The organism is Sphingomonas sp. STIS6.2 (assembly GCF_000732685.2).
GTDB classification, from domain to species: Bacteria; Pseudomonadota; Alphaproteobacteria; order Sphingomonadales; family Sphingomonadaceae; genus Sphingomonas; species Sphingomonas aerolata.
This window is the reverse complement of sequence record NZ_JPDP02000160.1, coordinates 261000-276712: the sequence shown is the minus strand read 5'-3', so window position 1 is coordinate 276712 and position 15713 is coordinate 261000. Positions and strand designations below refer to the sequence as shown.

At 68.7% G+C, this 15713-nt stretch carries 19 protein-coding genes and 1 tRNA gene; 2 read left to right on the top strand and 18 right to left on the bottom strand.

From position 1 onward, the window contains the following. Positions 1–19: 19 nt before the first annotated feature. Both sphst_RS19445 and sphst_RS19440 read right to left on the bottom strand, forming a co-directional pair. Positions 20–1867: a potassium transporter Kup gene (locus tag sphst_RS19445; RefSeq protein WP_107046031.1), complete on the bottom strand. Its 1848-nt coding sequence runs from the start codon at positions 1865–1867 to the stop codon at positions 20–22. A gap of 302 nt (positions 1868–2169) precedes the next feature. Beyond that, the gene (locus tag sphst_RS19440; protein WP_031392957.1) at positions 2170–2610 is read right to left on the bottom strand and encodes an Lrp/AsnC family transcriptional regulator; all 441 of its coding nucleotides are present in this window, start codon (positions 2608–2610) and stop codon (positions 2170–2172) included. A 127-nt stretch (positions 2611–2737) separates the two neighbouring features. Here sphst_RS19440 and ald point away from each other — a divergent pair, with 127 nt between their 5' ends. Both ald and sphst_RS19430 read left to right on the top strand, forming a co-directional pair. Continuing rightward, positions 2738–3844, top strand: a complete 1107-nt coding sequence (gene ald / locus sphst_RS19435) for an alanine dehydrogenase (RefSeq protein WP_031392958.1) — start codon at positions 2738–2740, stop codon at positions 3842–3844. A 52-nt stretch (positions 3845–3896) separates the two neighbouring features. After that, positions 3897–4115, top strand: coding sequence for a DUF3072 domain-containing protein (locus tag sphst_RS19430; protein WP_031392959.1), 219 nt, complete (start codon positions 3897–3899; stop codon positions 4113–4115). Between the two features lie 83 nt (positions 4116–4198). Here sphst_RS19430 and sphst_RS19425 read toward each other — a convergent pair whose 3' ends face one another. The 16 genes from sphst_RS19425 to gspG all read right to left on the bottom strand — a co-directional run bounded on the left by sphst_RS19425 (position 4199) and on the right by gspG (position 15712). After that, positions 4199–4876: a tetratricopeptide repeat protein gene (locus sphst_RS19425; RefSeq protein ID WP_234387757.1), complete on the bottom strand. Its 678-nt coding sequence runs from the start codon at positions 4874–4876 to the stop codon at positions 4199–4201. Beyond that, positions 4837–5271 (bottom strand): cytochrome c-type biogenesis protein, encoded by a 435-nt coding sequence (locus tag sphst_RS19420; protein WP_107046015.1) that lies wholly within the window; start codon positions 5269–5271, stop codon positions 4837–4839. The genes sphst_RS19425 and sphst_RS19420 overlap by 40 nt, the downstream gene beginning before the upstream one ends. Continuing rightward, positions 5268–5795: a redoxin family protein gene (locus sphst_RS19415; RefSeq protein WP_031440727.1), complete on the bottom strand. Its 528-nt coding sequence runs from the start codon at positions 5793–5795 to the stop codon at positions 5268–5270. The genes sphst_RS19420 and sphst_RS19415 overlap by 4 nt, the downstream gene beginning before the upstream one ends. Beyond that, a complete protein-coding gene (locus tag sphst_RS19410; protein WP_107046014.1) occupies positions 5792–7705 on the bottom strand; it encodes a heme lyase CcmF/NrfE family subunit in 1914 nt (637 codons plus the stop codon). Before sphst_RS19410 ends, sphst_RS19415 begins: the two co-directional genes overlap by 4 nt. After that, entirely contained in the window at positions 7702–8148 is a 447-nt protein-coding gene (gene ccmE / locus sphst_RS19405; RefSeq protein WP_031395338.1) for a cytochrome c maturation protein CcmE, read from the bottom strand. The genes sphst_RS19410 and ccmE overlap by 4 nt, the downstream gene beginning before the upstream one ends. Before the next feature lie 111 nt (positions 8149–8259). Further along, complete coding sequence (gene ccmC, locus sphst_RS19400) at positions 8260–8985, bottom strand: heme ABC transporter permease CcmC (protein ID WP_031395337.1); 726 nt, start codon at positions 8983–8985, stop codon at positions 8260–8262. Positions 8986–9133: 148 nt separating this feature from the next. Further along, positions 9134–10183: a Leu/Phe/Val dehydrogenase gene (locus sphst_RS19395; RefSeq protein ID WP_199849028.1), complete on the bottom strand. Its 1050-nt coding sequence runs from the start codon at positions 10181–10183 to the stop codon at positions 9134–9136. Positions 10184–10288: 105 nt separating this feature from the next. Beyond that, positions 10289–10365, bottom strand: a tRNA-His gene (locus sphst_RS19390). 74 nt (positions 10366–10439) lie between these two features. Further along, entirely contained in the window at positions 10440–11204 is a 765-nt protein-coding gene (gene gspN / locus sphst_RS19385) for a type II secretion system protein N (protein WP_056680337.1), read from the bottom strand. Then, a complete protein-coding gene (gene gspM, locus sphst_RS19380) occupies positions 11201–11677 on the bottom strand; it encodes a type II secretion system protein GspM (RefSeq protein WP_107046012.1) in 477 nt (158 codons plus the stop codon). Before gspM ends, gspN begins: the two co-directional genes overlap by 4 nt. Then, positions 11674–12795: a type II secretion system protein GspL gene (gene gspL / locus sphst_RS19375; protein WP_107046011.1), complete on the bottom strand. Its 1122-nt coding sequence runs from the start codon at positions 12793–12795 to the stop codon at positions 11674–11676. Before gspL ends, gspM begins: the two co-directional genes overlap by 4 nt. Then, complete coding sequence (gspK, locus tag sphst_RS19370) at positions 12792–13772, bottom strand: type II secretion system minor pseudopilin GspK (RefSeq protein WP_107046010.1); 981 nt, start codon at positions 13770–13772, stop codon at positions 12792–12794. Before gspK ends, gspL begins: the two co-directional genes overlap by 4 nt. Then, positions 13759–14406, bottom strand: coding sequence for a type II secretion system minor pseudopilin GspJ (gene gspJ, locus sphst_RS19365; protein WP_107046009.1), 648 nt, complete (start codon positions 14404–14406; stop codon positions 13759–13761). Before gspJ ends, gspK begins: the two co-directional genes overlap by 14 nt. Beyond that, positions 14403–14798, bottom strand: coding sequence for a type II secretion system minor pseudopilin GspI (gspI, locus tag sphst_RS19360; protein ID WP_031440015.1), 396 nt, complete (start codon positions 14796–14798; stop codon positions 14403–14405). Before gspI ends, gspJ begins: the two co-directional genes overlap by 4 nt. A 16-nt stretch (positions 14799–14814) precedes the next feature. Then, complete coding sequence (locus tag sphst_RS19355) at positions 14815–15297, bottom strand: GspH/FimT family pseudopilin (protein ID WP_081877653.1); 483 nt, start codon at positions 15295–15297, stop codon at positions 14815–14817. Further along, complete coding sequence (gene gspG, locus sphst_RS19350) at positions 15272–15712, bottom strand: type II secretion system major pseudopilin GspG (protein WP_031395041.1); 441 nt, start codon at positions 15710–15712, stop codon at positions 15272–15274. Before gspG ends, sphst_RS19355 begins: the two co-directional genes overlap by 26 nt. Position 15713: the final 1 nt, after the last annotated feature.

The window sequence follows — 15713 nt, the reverse complement described above, 5'->3', positions numbered from 1 at the left end:
TGGCGTTACAACGATCCGATCAAATCTCGATCTGGCTGCCGAGCTCGACGACGCGGTTGGTCGGCAGGCGGAAGAATTCCATCGCGCTTTCGGCGTTGCGCAGCATCCATGCGAACAGCTTTTCGCGCCAGAGCATCATCCCCGGCTTGTCCGAGGCGAGCAGCGTCTGGCGAGAGAGGAAGAAGCTGGTGTCCATCATCTTGAAGTCCGCGCCGCAGCTGTGCACCTGGCGCAGCGCGGCGGGGACGTCGGCATCCTCCATGAAGCCGTAGCGCAGGATCAGGCGGTGGAAGCCGTCGCCGAGCTCGTCGCGCACCGCACGGTCGTGCGCGGGCCAATAGGGCTGGCCGACGATCTTGACGGTCAGCAGGATCACGCGCTCGTGCAGCACCTTGTTGTGCTTGAGGTTGTGGAGCAGCGCATGCGGCACGCCGTCGGAAGTCGAGGTCATGAACACCGCGGTCCCCGGCACGCGCGACGCGGAGTTCGCCGCCGAGCCGATGAACACCTTGATCGGCATCGCCGCCTCGCGCATCCGGTCGATCATCAGCTGGCGCCCCTTCGACCAGGTCGTCAGGAAGGTGAAGATGATGAGGCCGATCAGCAGCGGGAACCAGCCGCCATCGGGCACCTTGGTCAGGTTCGCGGCCAGATAGGCGCCGTCGACCAGGAAGAAGATCGCGAGCAACGGGATCGCCGCGATCTTCGGCCAGTTCCACAGGCGGAACAGCACGACACCGAGCAGGCAGGTGTCGATGAGCATCGCCCCCGTCACCGCGATGCCGTAAGCGCTGGTCAGGTTCGACGAGGTGCGGAAGAACAGCACCAGCAGGATCACCATCACCATCAGCGCACCGTTGACCAGCGGGATGTAGATCTGGCCCGCGGTCGCGGCACTGGTATGCTCGATCCGCAGCCGCGGGATGAAGCCGAGCTGGATCGCCTGCTGCGTGACCGAGAACGCGCCCGAGATCACCGCCTGCGACGCGATCACCGCGGCCATCGTCGCGAGCAGGACGAGCGGCAGCTGGAGGCTTTCGGGGGCGAGATTGTAGAACGGGCTGACGAGCGCGGCCTCGCCATCGCGGAACAGCAGCGCGCCCTGCCCCATGTAATTGAGGATGAGCGCGGGCAGCACGAAGAACAGCCAGGAGATGCCGATCGGCCGGCGACCGAAATGCCCCATGTCCGCATAGAGCGCCTCCGCGCCGGTTACCGCGAGCACCACCGAGCCGAGCGCGAGGAAGGCGCGGGTCGGGTCGATCAGGAAGAACTCGACCGCGTAATGCGGCGAGAAGGCCCAGAGCACGCCCGGCGTCTGGATGATGCTGAGGATGCCGAGCACCGCGATCACACTGAAATACACCAGCATGATCGGCCCGAACACCATGCCGATTCGCGCCGTGCCGCTCTTCTGGACCCAGAACAGCGCGATCAGGATCGCGATCACGATCGGCAGGACGAGCCCGGCGAAGCTCGGCGCAGCGACCGCGAGCCCCTCGACCGCGGACAGCACCGACACCGCGGGCGTGATCATGCTGTCACCGTAGAACAGCGCGGTCGCGAAGACGCCGAGCAGGATGATCCCCTTGCTCCAGCGCCGCGTCTTGGTCTTGCCCGAGACGAGCGCGAGCAGGGCGAGACTGCCGCCCTCGCCCTTGTTGTCCGCGCGCATGATGATGATGACGTATTTCACCGTCACGACGATCATCATCGACCAGAACATCAGGCTGATGACGCCCATGATGTGTGCCGAATCGAGCGCGAGCTTGTGGTGCCCGGCGAACGTCTCGCGGAACGCGTAGAGCGGGCTCGTGCCGATATCGCCGAAGACGATGCCGATCGCGCCAAAGGCGAGTTTCAGCATGCCGTCCGCATGATGGTGGCCGGTATCCGGATCGAGACCGGCGGGGGGCACGGTCGACGCCGCGGCTGTGGGATCGACGCTCACTGGACGGTGAATCGACCCGGAAGTGCAGCAATCATCATCGAAATTCCGATTTCACCCTGTGCCCCAAGCTGGCGCATTTAGCATGGGGGTTGGAGAGCGGCAACGGGACCGCTGGCAACGTGGATTAACCGGGGCTGATCACACCGCTTCGCCTGTTGGAAGTAGGGAGCTATCAGTAACGGGCGTCGCCGTGCGTGGCCAACGTGCGAAGGAAAACGTCAGCGCGTGACGACTTCGCGAATCACGAAATGCGAGGCCAGCCGCGTGACGCCCGGCAGTTGCGACAGCGTCTCGCGGTGGATGCGTTCGAACGTTTCGCCGCGGCGGAGCTCGACGTGGAGCATGTAATCCGCCTCGCCGCTCATCAGGAAGCATTGCACGACCTGCGGACAGTTCACGATCTCCGCCTCGAACGCCGCCATCGTCTCCTTGCGCTGGTCGCGCAGCGTGACGTTGACCAGGACGATGCTCGGATCGCCGCGCGCCGCGCGCGACAGGATCGCGCGATAGCCGGTGATCGCGCCGCTCTCACGCAGCTGCGCGACGCGGCGATGCGCCGCGCTCGGCGACAGGCCGACCGCCTCGCCCAGCTCGGCGCTGGTCAGGTCGGAATTGGCCGCCAGCAGGTCCAGGATCCTGCGCTCGATCGCGATACTCACAATTTTCCTGCTTCATCGTGTCTGAGTGCAATATTCTCCCATATCTGATAGGGCAGCGGGACGGCTTTGCGAACCCTTCCCGGTCGATGCGCGCTACACTGCGGTCAAAGATAATGGAGTGGAAATGATGCGCGTCGGTGTTCCCAAAGAAATCAAGAATCACGAATATCGCGTCGGTCTGACCCCGCCGTCGGTCGCCGAGCTGGTCGCCGCGGGCCATGAGGTCGTCGTCGAGACCCAGGCCGGGTCGGGCATCGACTTCGAGGACCAGGACTATGTCGACGCGGGCGCGACGATCCTGCCGACCGCCGCCGCGGTGTTCGCCGCCGCCGACATGATCGTGAAGGTCAAGGAGCCGCAGCCGGTCGAGATCGCGATGCTCGAACCGCGCCACCTGCTCTTCACCTATCTTCACCTCGCCGCCGACAAGCCGCAGGCCGAAGGGCTGATGAAGTCGGGCGCGACCTGCATCGCGTACGAGACCGTCACCGACCATCGCCGCGGCCTGCCGCTGCTGAAGCCGATGTCCGAGGTCGCGGGCCGCATGTCGGTGCAGGTCGGCGCGCATTATCTCGAAAAGGAACAGGGCGGCCGCGGCGTCCTGCTCGGCGGCGTCCCCGGTGTCGCGCCTGCCAAGGTCGCGATCCTCGGCGGCGGCGTGTCGGGCGTCAACGCGGCGCAGATGGCGGTCGGGATGCGTGCCGACGTGACGATCTACGACATTTCGAACGATCGCCTTGCCGAGCTCGACATGTTCTTCTCGAGCCAGATCAAGACCGCCTATGCGTCGAAGGCGGCGATCGCGGCGGCGGTGAAGAACGCGCATCTCGTCATCGGCGCGGTTCTCGTCCCCGGCGCGGCAGCCCCCAAGCTCGTCACGCGCGAGATGCTCAAGACGATGAAGCGCGGCTCGGTGCTGGTCGACATCGCGATCGACCAGGGTGGCTGTTTTGAGACGAGCCATGCCACCACCCACGAGGATCCGGTGTTCGAGGTCGACGGCGTGATCCATTACTGCGTCGCCAACATGCCCGGCGCGGTCGCGCGCACCTCGGCCTTCGCGCTCAACAACGCGACGCTGCCGTTCGCGCTGAAGCTCGCCAATCTGGGTGCGGAAGCCGCGATGAAGGCCGACCAGCATCTCGCCAACGGGCTCAACGTCTACAAGGGCAAGATCGCGTACAAGGCGGTCGCGGATGATCTGGGTTTACCTTACGAAGCTTGGTCGAATTAAGCGGGAACGGATGCGGAACACGGGGGTTGGACAGGCGGAAGGAATTTCACGCATGTCCGACACCCCGAACCCCAAGTCCGAGCCCTTTTCGAACGCCGAGAAGGATCCGCACGACTGGACGACCGGCGACGAGAAGATGACCGGCGCACAGGCCAGCTATCTGAAGACGCTGTCCGAAGAGGCGCATGAGGAATTCGACGAATCGCTGACGAAGGCCAATGCCTCGCTGAAGATCGACGAGCTTCAGGGCAAGACCGGCCGCGGCCAGTAAGCCCTTTTGCGGCACGGAACGGGACCCAGGATCGCCGGCATCGCGCCGGACGATCCGGGTCCCGTTTTGCGTCGGTGGCCTGGTCAGCTCGCCGGCGCGGCGTCCTGTGCGGCCATCACCTGATCGAGCAGCGCGAGGCGCACCGCGATCTCGTCGTGATAGGACACGCTTTTCGGCGTCAGCGCGAGCGCGCGGGCCCAATAGGGTCGCCCCGCCGCGAAATTGCCCGACCGGACATAGGCGAGGCCGAGGAAGAAGGGCGGCGCCGGGTGGCGCGGTGCGATCCGCATCGCCTGCTGGAACGCGAACAACGCCGGTGGCGAGACCTGATCGCCGTCATGCGCGGCCAGCGCATTGGCGAGCCCGGTCCACAGAACGAGGCTTTTCGGCGCGACGCGGATCCCGCCGAGCAGGACCTTCACCGCTGCGCGACGCTCACCGATCCGCGTCATCGCATCCGCCGCGACCAGATAGGCGGCGGCACCCGTATAGCGTTCGAGCATCTTGTCGCGCAGCTCGATCATCGACCCGTGATCGGGCGTGATCGTCGTGCCCGTCACGACCGGATGCCCGGTGAGCCCGGGCTCGCCCTGCAGCGCATAGCCCGCCGCGCCGAGCATCAGCGCGGCGGCGACCATCGACCAGAGCAGCCGGTCGACCCTCAGCACCGCCAGCAGCGCGAACGCCCCGACCGCGATGATCCCGAGCCAGAGCCAGCCCATCAGCGCGTCCTCCGGCGGAAACTCGATCGCGCGATCCACGCGCCGATCGCCAGCAGCGCGATCGGCGCCAGCCATAGCGGCCAGGTCAGCCCCGACAGCGGCGGGTCATAGGTCACATAGTCGCCATAGCGCGACACCAGCCAATCACGGACCGAGGCGGGCGTCTCGCCACGCGCGATCCGTTCGCGGACCAGCGCGCGCATGTCCGCGGCCATGTCCGCATCGCTGTCGGCGATCGACTGGCCCTGGCAGACGAGACAGCGCAGCGTCTCCATCAGCGCCTTGGCGGAGGCTTCCTTGGCGGGATCGGCGAGCTGGACATTGGCGTAATGTGCGGGCGGCGTGACGGGCTGCGCAGCGGCGGGCGCGGCGGAGAACAGCAGCGCCGCGACCGTCGCGCCTGCCGCCAGCGCAAGGCTTGACCGCCCGCTCATCGGGCTTCCCTGACGGCCTGGACGATCTCGCCGATATTGTCCTCGCGGATGTCGCCGATGATCTGTTTCACGACGATCCCGCGGCCGTCGACCACGAAGGTTTCGGGCACGCCCGACGAGCCGAGCGCGAGCTGGACCCGGCTTGCGGTGTCGCTGCCGATCCGCGCATAGGGATCGCCGTTGCGGCGCAGGAAGCCGGCGATCGCGGGGGTCGTGTCGCGGATCGCGATCGCGTCGATCGGGATGCCCATCGTCTTCAGCCGCATCAGGTGCGGGGCCTCGGCGATGCAGGGCACGCACCAGCTGGCGAACACGTTGAGCAGTCGCGGCTGACCGCCCTTGAACGAGGCGCTGGTCAGACCCGGCTTGCCGGGCACCATCGCGGGCAGCGCGAAATCGGGCAGCGGCTTGCCGACCATCGCCGAGCGCACGACCTTGTCCGCCGGCCGGAACAGCCCGCTCGCGACCACCGCGAACAGCAAGGCGAAGATCGCGAGCGGCGCCCAGAGCGCGAACCGCTTCATGCCCAGGCCGCCCGGACTGCGCTGCGCCGTTCGCGACGCAGCCGCCCGACCAGCGACAGCGCGCCGCCCAGCGCGATCAGCACGCCGCCGAACCAGATCAGCGTCACGAACGGCTTCCACCACAGCCGCAACTGCCACCGCCCCTGCCCGTCGGGCTGGCCGAGCACGGTATATAGCTGACCGTCGAGCGCGGTCAGGATCGCCGATTCATTGGTGCTGGTCGGCGGGTTGGCGAAGAAGCGGAGCTGCGGGTGGAGCCGCGTGCTGTCCTCTGCGCGCGTCGCGGTCAGCTGTGCCTCGAGCGCGGACCAGTTCTCGCCGATCACCGGCGAAATCCCGTCGAGCGTGACGCTATAGGGCCCGACGCGCGCTGCTTCGCCTGCGCGCACCGCGACCAGCGTTTCCTTGGTGAATGCGCTGTCGGACGCCATGCCCGCCAGGCTGACCGCGATGCCGAGATGCGCGAGGACCATGCCATAGGTAAACATCGGCGTGCGCCGGAGATTGCGCTTCCACAGGGGCGCGACGCTCGCCACTGCGAGGCCCGCCGCGAGGCTGAGCCCTGCCCAGGGCAGCACGCCCGGCCAGACGAACAGCAGCGCGACCGCCGCCACCACGGTCGCGGCGATCGGCAGCGCGACCCGGCCGACGACCGCCCTCGCCTCGTCACGGCGCCAGCGCAGCAGCGGCCCGACCGCCATTACCGCGACCAGCAATAGCGCGATCGGTCCCGCCGCCTTGTTGAAGAAGGGCGGCCCGACCGACAGCTGCACGCCGAAGCTCGCCGCGACGATCGGGTAGAGCGTGCCGATCAGGACGATGCCGAGGATCACCGACAGCAGCAGGTTGTTCGCGACCAGCCCGCCCTCGCGGCTGACCGGATCGAAGGTCGTGCCTGCGCGCACGGTACCGATCCGCGCGGCGAACAGCGCGAGCGCGCCGCCGATATAGATGGCGAGCAACGCGAGGATGAACGCGCCGCGCTCCGGATCGACCGCAAAGGCGTGGACGCTGGTCAGGATGCCCGAGCGCACCAGGAACGTGCCGATCATCGACATCGAGAAGGCGACCACCGCGAGCATGATCGTCCAGGCGCGCAGGCCGTCGCGCGTCGCCAGCACCGTCACCGAATGGAGCAGCGCGGTCGCCGCGAGCCACGGCATCAGCGACGCATTCTCGACCGGATCCCAGAACCACCAGCCGCCCCAGCCGAGCTCATAATAGGCCCAGTAGCTGCCCGCGGTGATCCCGAGCGTGAGGAAGATCCACGCGATCAGCACCCAGGGGCGCATCGCCCTGGCGAAGCCCGGCCCGACGTCACGCGTGACGAGCGCACCGACCGCGAACGAGAAGGCGACCGAAAGCCCGACATAGCCGGTGTAGAGCGTCGGCGGGTGGAACGCCAAGCCGGGGTCCTGGAGCAGCGGGTTGAGCCCGAGCCCGTCGGGTGCCGCTGGGGTCAGCCGTGCGAACGGGTTGGAGGAGAAGAGCAGGAACGCATAGAAGCCGAGCGCGATCGTCGCCTGAGCGCCGAGCGTCGCGACCAAAGTGCGTTCGGGCAGCGACCGTTCGAAGATCGCGACCGCGCCGCCCGCCAGCCCCAGGATCGTCACCCAGAGCAGCATCGACCCCTCGTGATTGCCCCAGGCGCCGGCGAACTTGTAGAGCCAGGGTTTCGCCGAATGGCTGTTCTCGACGACCAGCTTCACCGACATGTCGGACTCGAGGAACAGCTTGATCAGCAGCGCCATCGCCAGCGCGGCGAGCACGCCCTGGACGATCGCCACCGGCCGTACCGCTGCGGCAACGTCGTCGCGGCCGCGCGCGATCCCGATCACCGCCATCGCCAATTGCAGCGCTGCCAGCGCGCCGGCGAGCCAGAGCGCCGCGAGTCCGGCTTCGGCGATCATGAACCGCGGTCCGGTGCGAGCGTCTTGGTCTCGTGCATCTTGCCCGCCATTTCAGGCGGCATGTATTTCTCGTCATGCTTGGCGAGCAGGTTGGACGCGACGAAGCGGCCGTCGGGCTGGAACTGCCCCTCGGCGACGACCCCCGATTTCTCGCGGAACAGGTTCGGGACGATCCCGGCGAAGACCACCGGAGTGGTCGCGGCGCCGTCGGTGACGGTGAAGTGGACGGTGACGCCGTCCGCGGCGCGCTTGACCGATCCGTCCGCGACCATCCCGCCAAGCCGGACCGCGCGGCCGAGCGGCAGCCCGTCACGCTTCACGTCGGACGGTGCATAGAAGAACGACGCCTGATCCTTCAGCGCGGACAGGGCGAGCAGCCCCGCGACGACGACCGCGCCGAGCGCCAACAGCGCGAGGGTGAGCCGCTGATGCTTGGCCTTCATCGCTCCGCCTTCCGCATCGCGAGATAGCTGAGCAGTGCGACGATGGCGCCGCCGCCCAGCGTCACGGCATAGGCGGCAATCACGAACGGCCAGGCGGTCATGCGCGCACCTTCACGCTCTGGCCATCCGACGCATCCGCGCCTCGGCCTTGGCGGTGGCGAGCAGGGTCCGCATCCGCATCAGCACGATTCCCGCGAAGACGAAGGTGAAGCCCGCGAGCATGATCGGCAGCGGCCAGAGGATCGCGCCGTCGATCGTCGACTTGGTCAGCCCGATGCTCGGCCCCTGGTGCAGCGTGTTCCACCAGATCACCGAATAGCGGATGATCGGCAGCAGCACCGATCCGGCCACACCGTAGAGCGCGGGCACGCGCCCGTCGCCGCCGCGGTCCGCATCCGCCTTCGCCAGCGCCATATAGCCGAGATAGACGAAGAACAGCAGCAGCATCGACGTCAGCCGCCCGTCCCATTGCCACCACGTCCCCCAGGTCGGCCGCCCCCAGATCGAGCCGGTCATCAGGCACAAAGCCGCGAACACCGCGCCGGGCATCGCGATCGCGCGTGCGGCGATGCCGGCCAGCGGGTGACGCCAGACGAGCAGCATGATGCTGGAGATCGCGATCCCGCTCCATCCGCCCATGCCGAGCCAGGCGGCGGGAACATGGATGTAGAGGATCCGCACCGTCTCGCCCTGCAGATAGTCGGGCGGGGTCTGCGTCAGTCCCGCCCAGCAGCCCAGCGCGATCAGCGCGACGCCCGCCCAGAACAGCGCAGGCGTCAGCGGCCTGGCGATCTTCAGGAAGCGCGCGGGATTGGCAAGGGCGTGCAGGGTGGCCACTGGGTGTTACCACTATGGCAAGTCGTGACGGACTTAAAGCCCCTCTCCCCACCCGGGGAGAGGGAGCGGATGAGGGGCTGGGGTTGCTCGCGCCAACGTCCCCTCATCCGGCGCCTTGCGCCACCTTCTCCCCTGAGGGGAGAAGGATTTAGCGGCCGATCAGGCGCTTTGCGATCGAATCGGCGACGTCGGACGACGGTTCGCCGCTGCGGTCGCTCTCGTCCCAGACCTGGATCAGCCGCTCGGGGATGCGTGCGATCCGCGCCTTCACTTCGGCTTCGTCACCCTGGCCGAGATATTCGAGCCCGACATTGATGATGCCGCCCGCGTTGATCACGTAATCCGGCGCATAGAGGATGCCGCGTGCATGCAGTCGCGCACCGTCCTCGCGGACGCTGAGCTGATTGTTCGCGCCGCCCGCGACGACCTTGGCCTTGAGCGCGGCGATCGACATTTCGGTCAGGATCGCCCCCAGCGCGTTCGGGCTGAAGATATCGGTGTCGGTCGTCAGGATCGCCTCGGCGGGGACTGCGGTCGCGCCGAGCTCGGCCGCCAGCGCCTGCGCGCGGCCCTCGTCGACGTCTGCGAGCGTCAGCACCGCACCGTCCTTGGCGAGCAGCCGGGCGAGCCCGCCGCCGACCGAGCCGACGCCCTGGATCGCGACTCGCACGCCCTTCATGTCGGTTGCGCCGAGCCCGCGCTGCGCCGCCGCCTTGACGCCCAGATAGATGCCGAGCGCCGTGTACGGCCCCGGATCGCCGCCCGCCGCACCGCTCGCGACCGGCAGGCCCGAGACGTAGCGCGTCTGGGTCGCGATCACCTTCATGCGCTCTTCGGACATGCCGACGTCTTCGGCGGTCACATAGCGGCCGCCGAGCGATTCGACCGCGCGGCCGAACGCCTCGAGCTGTTCGGTGGTGATCACGTCGCCGGGCTTGGCCGCGAGGACGACGCCCTTGCCGCCGCCGAGCTCGAGCCCGGCCATCGCGTTCTTGAAGCTCATGCCGCGCGACAGGCGCAGCGCGTCGGTCACCGCGCGGCCATTGTCCGCATAATGCCAGAAGCGCGTGCCGCCGGCCGCGGGCCCGAGCTTGGTCGAATGCAGCGCGATGACGGCGCGGAGACCCGAAACCGGATCGGTGAAGACGTGAACGCCCTCATGGTCGTCGAAATCGGGAAGGTCCCAAACCGCTGTCATCGCCGGCTCCATCAGGAAGAAGAAAATTGCTTAAACCTGAAATATTATTTTCCGGCCGGTTTTACCAGCACAAAGCGGCGCAAGGCCAAGCAGTTGGGAAAATAATGGGGCGACCGACGGGACTTGAACCCGCAACATCCGGCATCACAAGCCGACGCTCTAACCAATTGAACTACGATCGCCGCGAAGGCCCGTGCCCCTAAGCGGGCTGTTCGGGTCCGTCAAGCGCCGCGATCATGCGCGGCGTCGAATGTCGTCAAAAACTGCCTTCGATCGCCTGGCTATAGCCGCCGGCTCCGCGCACGAAGCCGATCGATTCGAGCCGCTGCTGGACGATCGGGTCGGTCGGTTGCAGCGTCAGCACCGCGCGGTAGCGGCCCGTGCCGTCGATCCGCAGCGTGATCCCCTCGGTCCCCGCCTGGCTGGCGAGCGGCACGATGAGCGCGTCGCCCTCGCATTTGGGCGTACCGCTGACCGACTGCGGCAGCGTGATCCCCGCCACCTCGCCGCCCAGCGTCGCGCGCACCCGCCCCTCGGCACGCTCGCACTGGCCGTCGGCGAACCGCACGGTCACGCCGTCGAGATCGAGCGTGGTGACCGGCACCGGCGCGAACACCGCGCCGGTCGGGATCGTCGCGGTCAGATCATCGACGCCGAATCCGTGGCGGCTGACGCTCGCCGATCCGCGCAGCGGCCGCGGATCGGTCTCGGGCCCGGCCAGCACGATCCGCGCGCGACCCGCCAGCAGCGGCAAGGGCGCGAGCCGGGCATGGAGGTCGCCGAGCGACAGCTCGCCGAACCGCGCATCGGTCAGCGTCGCGCCCCAGATCGTGCCCGTCACGCGGCGCGCGACGAGGCCCGCATCCTCGATCCCGACCCAGCCGAGCGCGGCGCGCATCGGCAGGAACACGATCAGTGCGAGCAGCAGCATGCCGCCGAACATGGCGGTCGGGCCGGTCCGCAACCGGATCCGCGTGACGCGGCGTGCGCCGACGCCCACGAAGCGTGCGCTGTCGCTCATGCGGCGCGCGCCTTCAACGTCATCGTCACGCTCACCGTACGGTCACCCTTGTCGGTCATGGTCAGTGCGTCGACCAGGATGCCCGCGCGCTCGAGCCGCGCCAGCCATGCGGTCAGCGCGCCCGGCCGCGCCGACGGCATCACGATCCGCACCCGGTCCGCGCCCTCCTGGTCGAGGCTGGTGATCGCGAACCCCGCCAGATCCGCCTGGGTCCGCACGATCGCATCGAGCGACCCCGTCAGCGGCGTGGGCCGCGATCGCTGCGCGTCGCGGAGCACCGCGACCATCGCCTGCGTCTCGCCGAGCCGGGTCACGGCGTTGGCATGGCGTTCGCGCGCGCTCGACAGGCCGTCGCCGACCGGCCGGATCACCGCGCCCCAGAGCAGGGTCAGCACCGCGAGCGCCGCCATCACCAGCAACAGCCGCTTCTCGCGCAGCGATCGCCCCTCGAACCAGTGCCGCAACCCGGTCATGCGCCCTCGCCTCCGCCTGCACGGCCCGCCGTGATCGTGAATTCGCCCGACACGCGCCCTGCCGCCGCCTGGAAGACGCCTGCCTGCACCGCAAAGCCGGCACGCTCGAGTGCACTCCTGAGATCGGTCGCCAGCGCCTCCCGCTCGACCGCGACGCCCAGCCGGACGGTCCCGTTCGGCTGGAAGTCGAGCGCGGTAATCTCGCTGCCCGGCGTCGCCTGGACCACGGCGAAGATCGTGGCGGTGGTCGTGCTGAAGCCCAGCCCCGGTCCGCGCACGCGCGACAGCCGTTCGCCAAGCTGGCGCCCGGCATCGTTCACCGTCTCGCCGCGTGGCAGGCCGGAGCGGGCGACCTGTTCGGTCTGCGCCTCGATCATGTCCGCGCCGAAGCTGTATTTCGCGATCCGGACGAGCGTGATCGCCAGCGTCACCGCGAGGATCAGCCCCGACAGCACCGCCAGCCGCCGGATCAGCGCCCAGTCGAGCGCGAATCGCCGCCGCCGCGCGAAGATCCCCTGCCGCAGGTCGAGCGGCCATGTCGCGACCGCCGCCGCCAGCGCCGCCTCGAGCGCGGCGGGCTCGACGGCCACCGGCGGGGTGTCACCCGTGACCAGCGCGGTCAGCCCCGGTTCGTCGGCAAATCCGGTCGACGTTCCGCGCACGACCGTGTCGCCGGCAAGCTCGGCGCGGACATAGCCCTCGTCGGGGCGCGGCAGCAGCATCGGTGCGGGGAGCATCGCCACCGGGTCGACGCCGGCCGCCGCGAGCATCCGCAACCAGCCCTGCATCGCCTCGATCCCGACCACGCCGATCGGCCGGTCGCCCTGCCCCTCGTCCCCGACCGCGACATGGAGTTCGCCGAGCGGCGCCGCGCTCGCCTCTGCCGCGAGCAGCCTGGCGGCGGCGGTCGCCTGTGCGGCGCTACGCGACGGCAGCTCGGCCCAGTGCAAGGTCACCGCCTCCGCCGGGGCGACCGCGATGACGCCGTGGTCCGCGTTCAGGTCGCCGCGATCATCGGCGGTCGGGATCCCCTCGCCCTGCGCGACGATGCGCTGGTCGGCGATCCGCATCCATCGAAAGCCGGTCGCGCCGGAGGGAAGGAACAGGAGCGTGGTCATGATGGCTCGCCCCATTGCCGCGATACGAGCCGCGCGGGAAGCGTCGTCGCGTCCATCAGTGCCTGTTCCTGCAAAACCGTCGTCCCCACCGTCACGTCGATATCGAGCGTGAACCATTTCGACACCACTGCCGTCCCCCGTTCGCCATCCGCATTGGCATTGCCCTGCAACGCCGCGCTCTTGAAGAACACGTCGGTGGTCGCGACCCCTTGCGGCGGGCGTTGCAGGATCATCTGGCGCGCACCCGCGATCGACATCGTGTCGGGAAACAGCATCGCCAGGATCGGCGCCTGTTCGGGGAGCAGCGTGTTGACGTTGATCGGCGCGGCCTGCGCGACCGGCAATGTACAGATCCACGGCCTGAGCGTCGCATAGATTTGCGGCGTCATGCCGACCACCGCGCGGAGTTCGCTCGGGTCGGTCATCAGCGTGCCCGCGGTGCGATAGGGCGTCTCGCGGTTCAGATAGGCGCCGTCCTCCGCGCCCATCGCCTGCTGGTCCTGATCGCTGTCGATCCAGTCGGCGGCGCCCGCGGCGATCTGTTCACCGACCTGCGCGGGGATGTCGAGCAGCCGCATCAGCCGGACGAATTGCGGCCGCATCAGCGGGTCGGTGACATAGGCGCCGGCACGGCCGCTCACCAGGCTGTTGAGATTGAAGCAGTTGCCGCCGTCCCGCACGCGCGCCGTCGCAAAGCCGCCGCCGGGCAGCGGCATGCCGAACGGCTTGCCGCTCCAGTCGCCCTGCAACGTCACGCGTTTCACATTGGGGCCCAGCATCGCGTCGATCCGCGTCAGCGCCAGCGTCTCGGCGGCCAGCGCATAGGCGCGCGCCTGCTCCCCCGCCGCGGCATTGCCCGCGAGCCGCGTCGACAACCGCAGCTTCTCGAGCGCCGCCCCCGCCATCACCGCGACGATCGCGACGAGCATGAGGACGGTCAGCAGCGCGGCGCCCCGCTCTTGTTCAGGGGGCTTCATTCTGGACCTCCCGCGCGGGCGGCGCATAGCCCGATCCGACGAGAAACAGCTGGCGATAGACCAGGCCGTCGGTGCGCTGGACGCTCAGCTCCATCGCCTCGGGCAAGGGCACGCCCTGCACGCCGTCCCAGCGGTCGCTCCACGCGCCGCCGAGCCGGTAGCGCAGCCGGACCTGGCGGACATTGGGCAGCAGCACGGCGGGCGGCAGCGGCGGCGCGCCGTCGACCATCGGATAGGCGATCCGCTGCAGCGCGCCGTCCGCGACCCGGTACGCCACCTTCTGCGTGCTCGAGCGCGGCGCGCCGTCGATATTGGTCCAGCCACCGCGGACGAGGCGGAGCATCGGTGCGACGTCCGATCCGCTCTCGCCGACAAAGGCGGGCAAGGGGGCGCCGGATTCGTCGCGCGTGCCCCGCAGCGCCGCCTGGCCGAGATCGGCGGACAGGATCGACATCGTCCGCGTCAGCGCGCCGAGATCGTCGAGCTTCGTTCCCGTCGCACTCTGCGCCTTCACGCTGAACGACAGGATCGCCACCCCCGCCGCCGCGATCATGCCGAAGATCAGCAGCGAGACCATCACCTCGACCAAAGTGAAGCCGTGTTCGGCGGAGCGCACCGTGGGTCGCGCGGTCATGACGTCGTCACCGTCGTCGCGGATTGGCGCGGGGCGGGGCGGATCATCGTGAGGCGGCCGAGCACCGCGCCGCCGCGATCCGCGACCGCCACGTCGATCCGCAAGACGGACGATCCGCCCATCGCGCGCACCGACCGCGTCCAGGCCCAGCGGCGCCCGCCATTCGTCTCGGCGCCGGTCACGGTCCCCGCGGTCGGCGGCTGCGCCTGCGTCACCGCGTCGATCGCGACGTTCCGTGCGACCATCTGCGCGACCAGCGTGTCGTCGAGGATCGACGCGCCGCGGATCGTCGCGCTCTCCAGCCTTACGAGCGCCATCGCTGCGAGGCTGAACACGGCCAGTGCGACCATGATCTCGATGAGCGTGAACCCGCGATCGGTTTCAGCAGGCATCGATGCGCGGGGCAATTCAGCGCGCATCGGCGCGCACGGTGCCATCGGCGTCGATCGTGACGGTCGCGTTCGCCCCGCCGCGGCTGAGCGTCACGACCGCGGGCCGGTCGACCAGCCCGGTCGGGTCGAAGGTCACGCGGACGCGCCCGCTCATATCGCCGATCACCGCGCGCGTGCCGTCGTTCCAGCGTTCGACGCGCATCGGTTTCTCGCTGATCGGCGTCCAGCCGCCCGCGAGCCGCTGGTCGAAGCCATAGCCGCCGCCGGTAATCCAGACGCTGACCGGGCGTGCCTCGACGATCGCCGAATCATGCGCCGCACGCGTCCGCGCCGCGAACCGTGTCGCCTCGTCGAACACGCGGCCGCGCGGATCGGGCATGACGAAGACTGCAACCGCCGATGCGAGCCCGATGATCGTCACCACGACCATCAGCTCTACCAGGGTAAAGCCAGCGTCGGCGTGACGCCGGGACCTACTGCCAGCTGCCAATATCGGCATCGATCCCCTCGCCGCCTTCCTTGCCATCGGCGCCGAAGGTCCAGACGTCGGCCTCGCCATGCGTGCCGGGCGAGGCATAGAGATACGGGCGACCCCAGGGATCGTTCGGCAGCTTCTTGAGATAGCCACCGCGCTGGTAGCGCGAGGGGTCCGTGAGACCGGCGGGCGCGGTGACGAGTGCGTTCAGCCCCTGCGACGTGTTGGGAAAGGTCATATTCTGCAGCTTGTAGAGCTCCAGCCCGCCCTCGATCTGCGCGATATCCGCCTTCGCCTTCTGGATCCGCGCGGTATCGCCCGAGGGCAGCACGTTGAGCGCGACGATCGTCGCCAGCAGGCCGATGATGACGATGACCACCATCAGCTCGACGAGCGTAAAACCGGCCTCGCGGCGCTTCTTCTTCTCTTCCGGACGCATA

What these genes read in the sequence shown, in the direction of transcription:
- sphst_RS19445 (WP_107046031.1), bottom strand. Translation starts at nt 1,867, where the DNA reads ATGCTGAAACTCGCCTTTGGCGCGATCGGCATCGTCTTCGGCGATATC.
- ald (WP_031392958.1), top strand. Translation starts at nt 2,738, where the DNA reads ATGCGCGTCGGTGTTCCCAAAGAAATCAAGAATCACGAATATCGCGTC.
- sphst_RS19430 (WP_031392959.1), top strand. Translation starts at nt 3,897, where the DNA reads ATGTCCGACACCCCGAACCCCAAGTCCGAGCCCTTTTCGAACGCCGAG.
- sphst_RS19420 (WP_107046015.1), bottom strand. Translation starts at nt 5,271, where the DNA reads ATGAGCGGGCGGTCAAGCCTTGCGCTGGCGGCAGGCGCGACGGTCGCG.
- sphst_RS19415 (WP_031440727.1), bottom strand. Translation starts at nt 5,795, where the DNA reads ATGAAGCGGTTCGCGCTCTGGGCGCCGCTCGCGATCTTCGCCTTGCTG.
- sphst_RS19410 (WP_107046014.1), bottom strand. Translation starts at nt 7,705, where the DNA reads ATGATCGCCGAAGCCGGACTCGCGGCGCTCTGGCTCGCCGGCGCGCTG.
- ccmE (WP_031395338.1), bottom strand. Translation starts at nt 8,148, where the DNA reads ATGAAGGCCAAGCATCAGCGGCTCACCCTCGCGCTGTTGGCGCTCGGC.
- sphst_RS19395 (WP_199849028.1), bottom strand. Translation starts at nt 10,183, where the DNA reads ATGACAGCGGTTTGGGACCTTCCCGATTTCGACGACCATGAGGGCGTT.
- gspN (WP_056680337.1), bottom strand. Translation starts at nt 11,204, where the DNA reads ATGAGCGACAGCGCACGCTTCGTGGGCGTCGGCGCACGCCGCGTCACG.
- gspM (WP_107046012.1), bottom strand. Translation starts at nt 11,677, where the DNA reads ATGACCGGGTTGCGGCACTGGTTCGAGGGGCGATCGCTGCGCGAGAAG.
- gspL (WP_107046011.1), bottom strand. Translation starts at nt 12,795, where the DNA reads ATGACCACGCTCCTGTTCCTTCCCTCCGGCGCGACCGGCTTTCGATGG.
- gspK (WP_107046010.1), bottom strand. Translation starts at nt 13,772, where the DNA reads ATGAAGCCCCCTGAACAAGAGCGGGGCGCCGCGCTGCTGACCGTCCTC.
- gspJ (WP_107046009.1), bottom strand. Translation starts at nt 14,406, where the DNA reads ATGACCGCGCGACCCACGGTGCGCTCCGCCGAACACGGCTTCACTTTG.
- gspI (WP_031440015.1), bottom strand. Translation starts at nt 14,798, where the DNA reads ATGCCTGCTGAAACCGATCGCGGGTTCACGCTCATCGAGATCATGGTC.
- sphst_RS19355 (WP_081877653.1), bottom strand. Translation starts at nt 15,297, where the DNA reads ATGCCGATATTGGCAGCTGGCAGTAGGTCCCGGCGTCACGCCGACGCT.
- gspG (WP_031395041.1), bottom strand. Translation starts at nt 15,712, where the DNA reads ATGCGTCCGGAAGAGAAGAAGAAGCGCCGCGAGGCCGGTTTTACGCTC.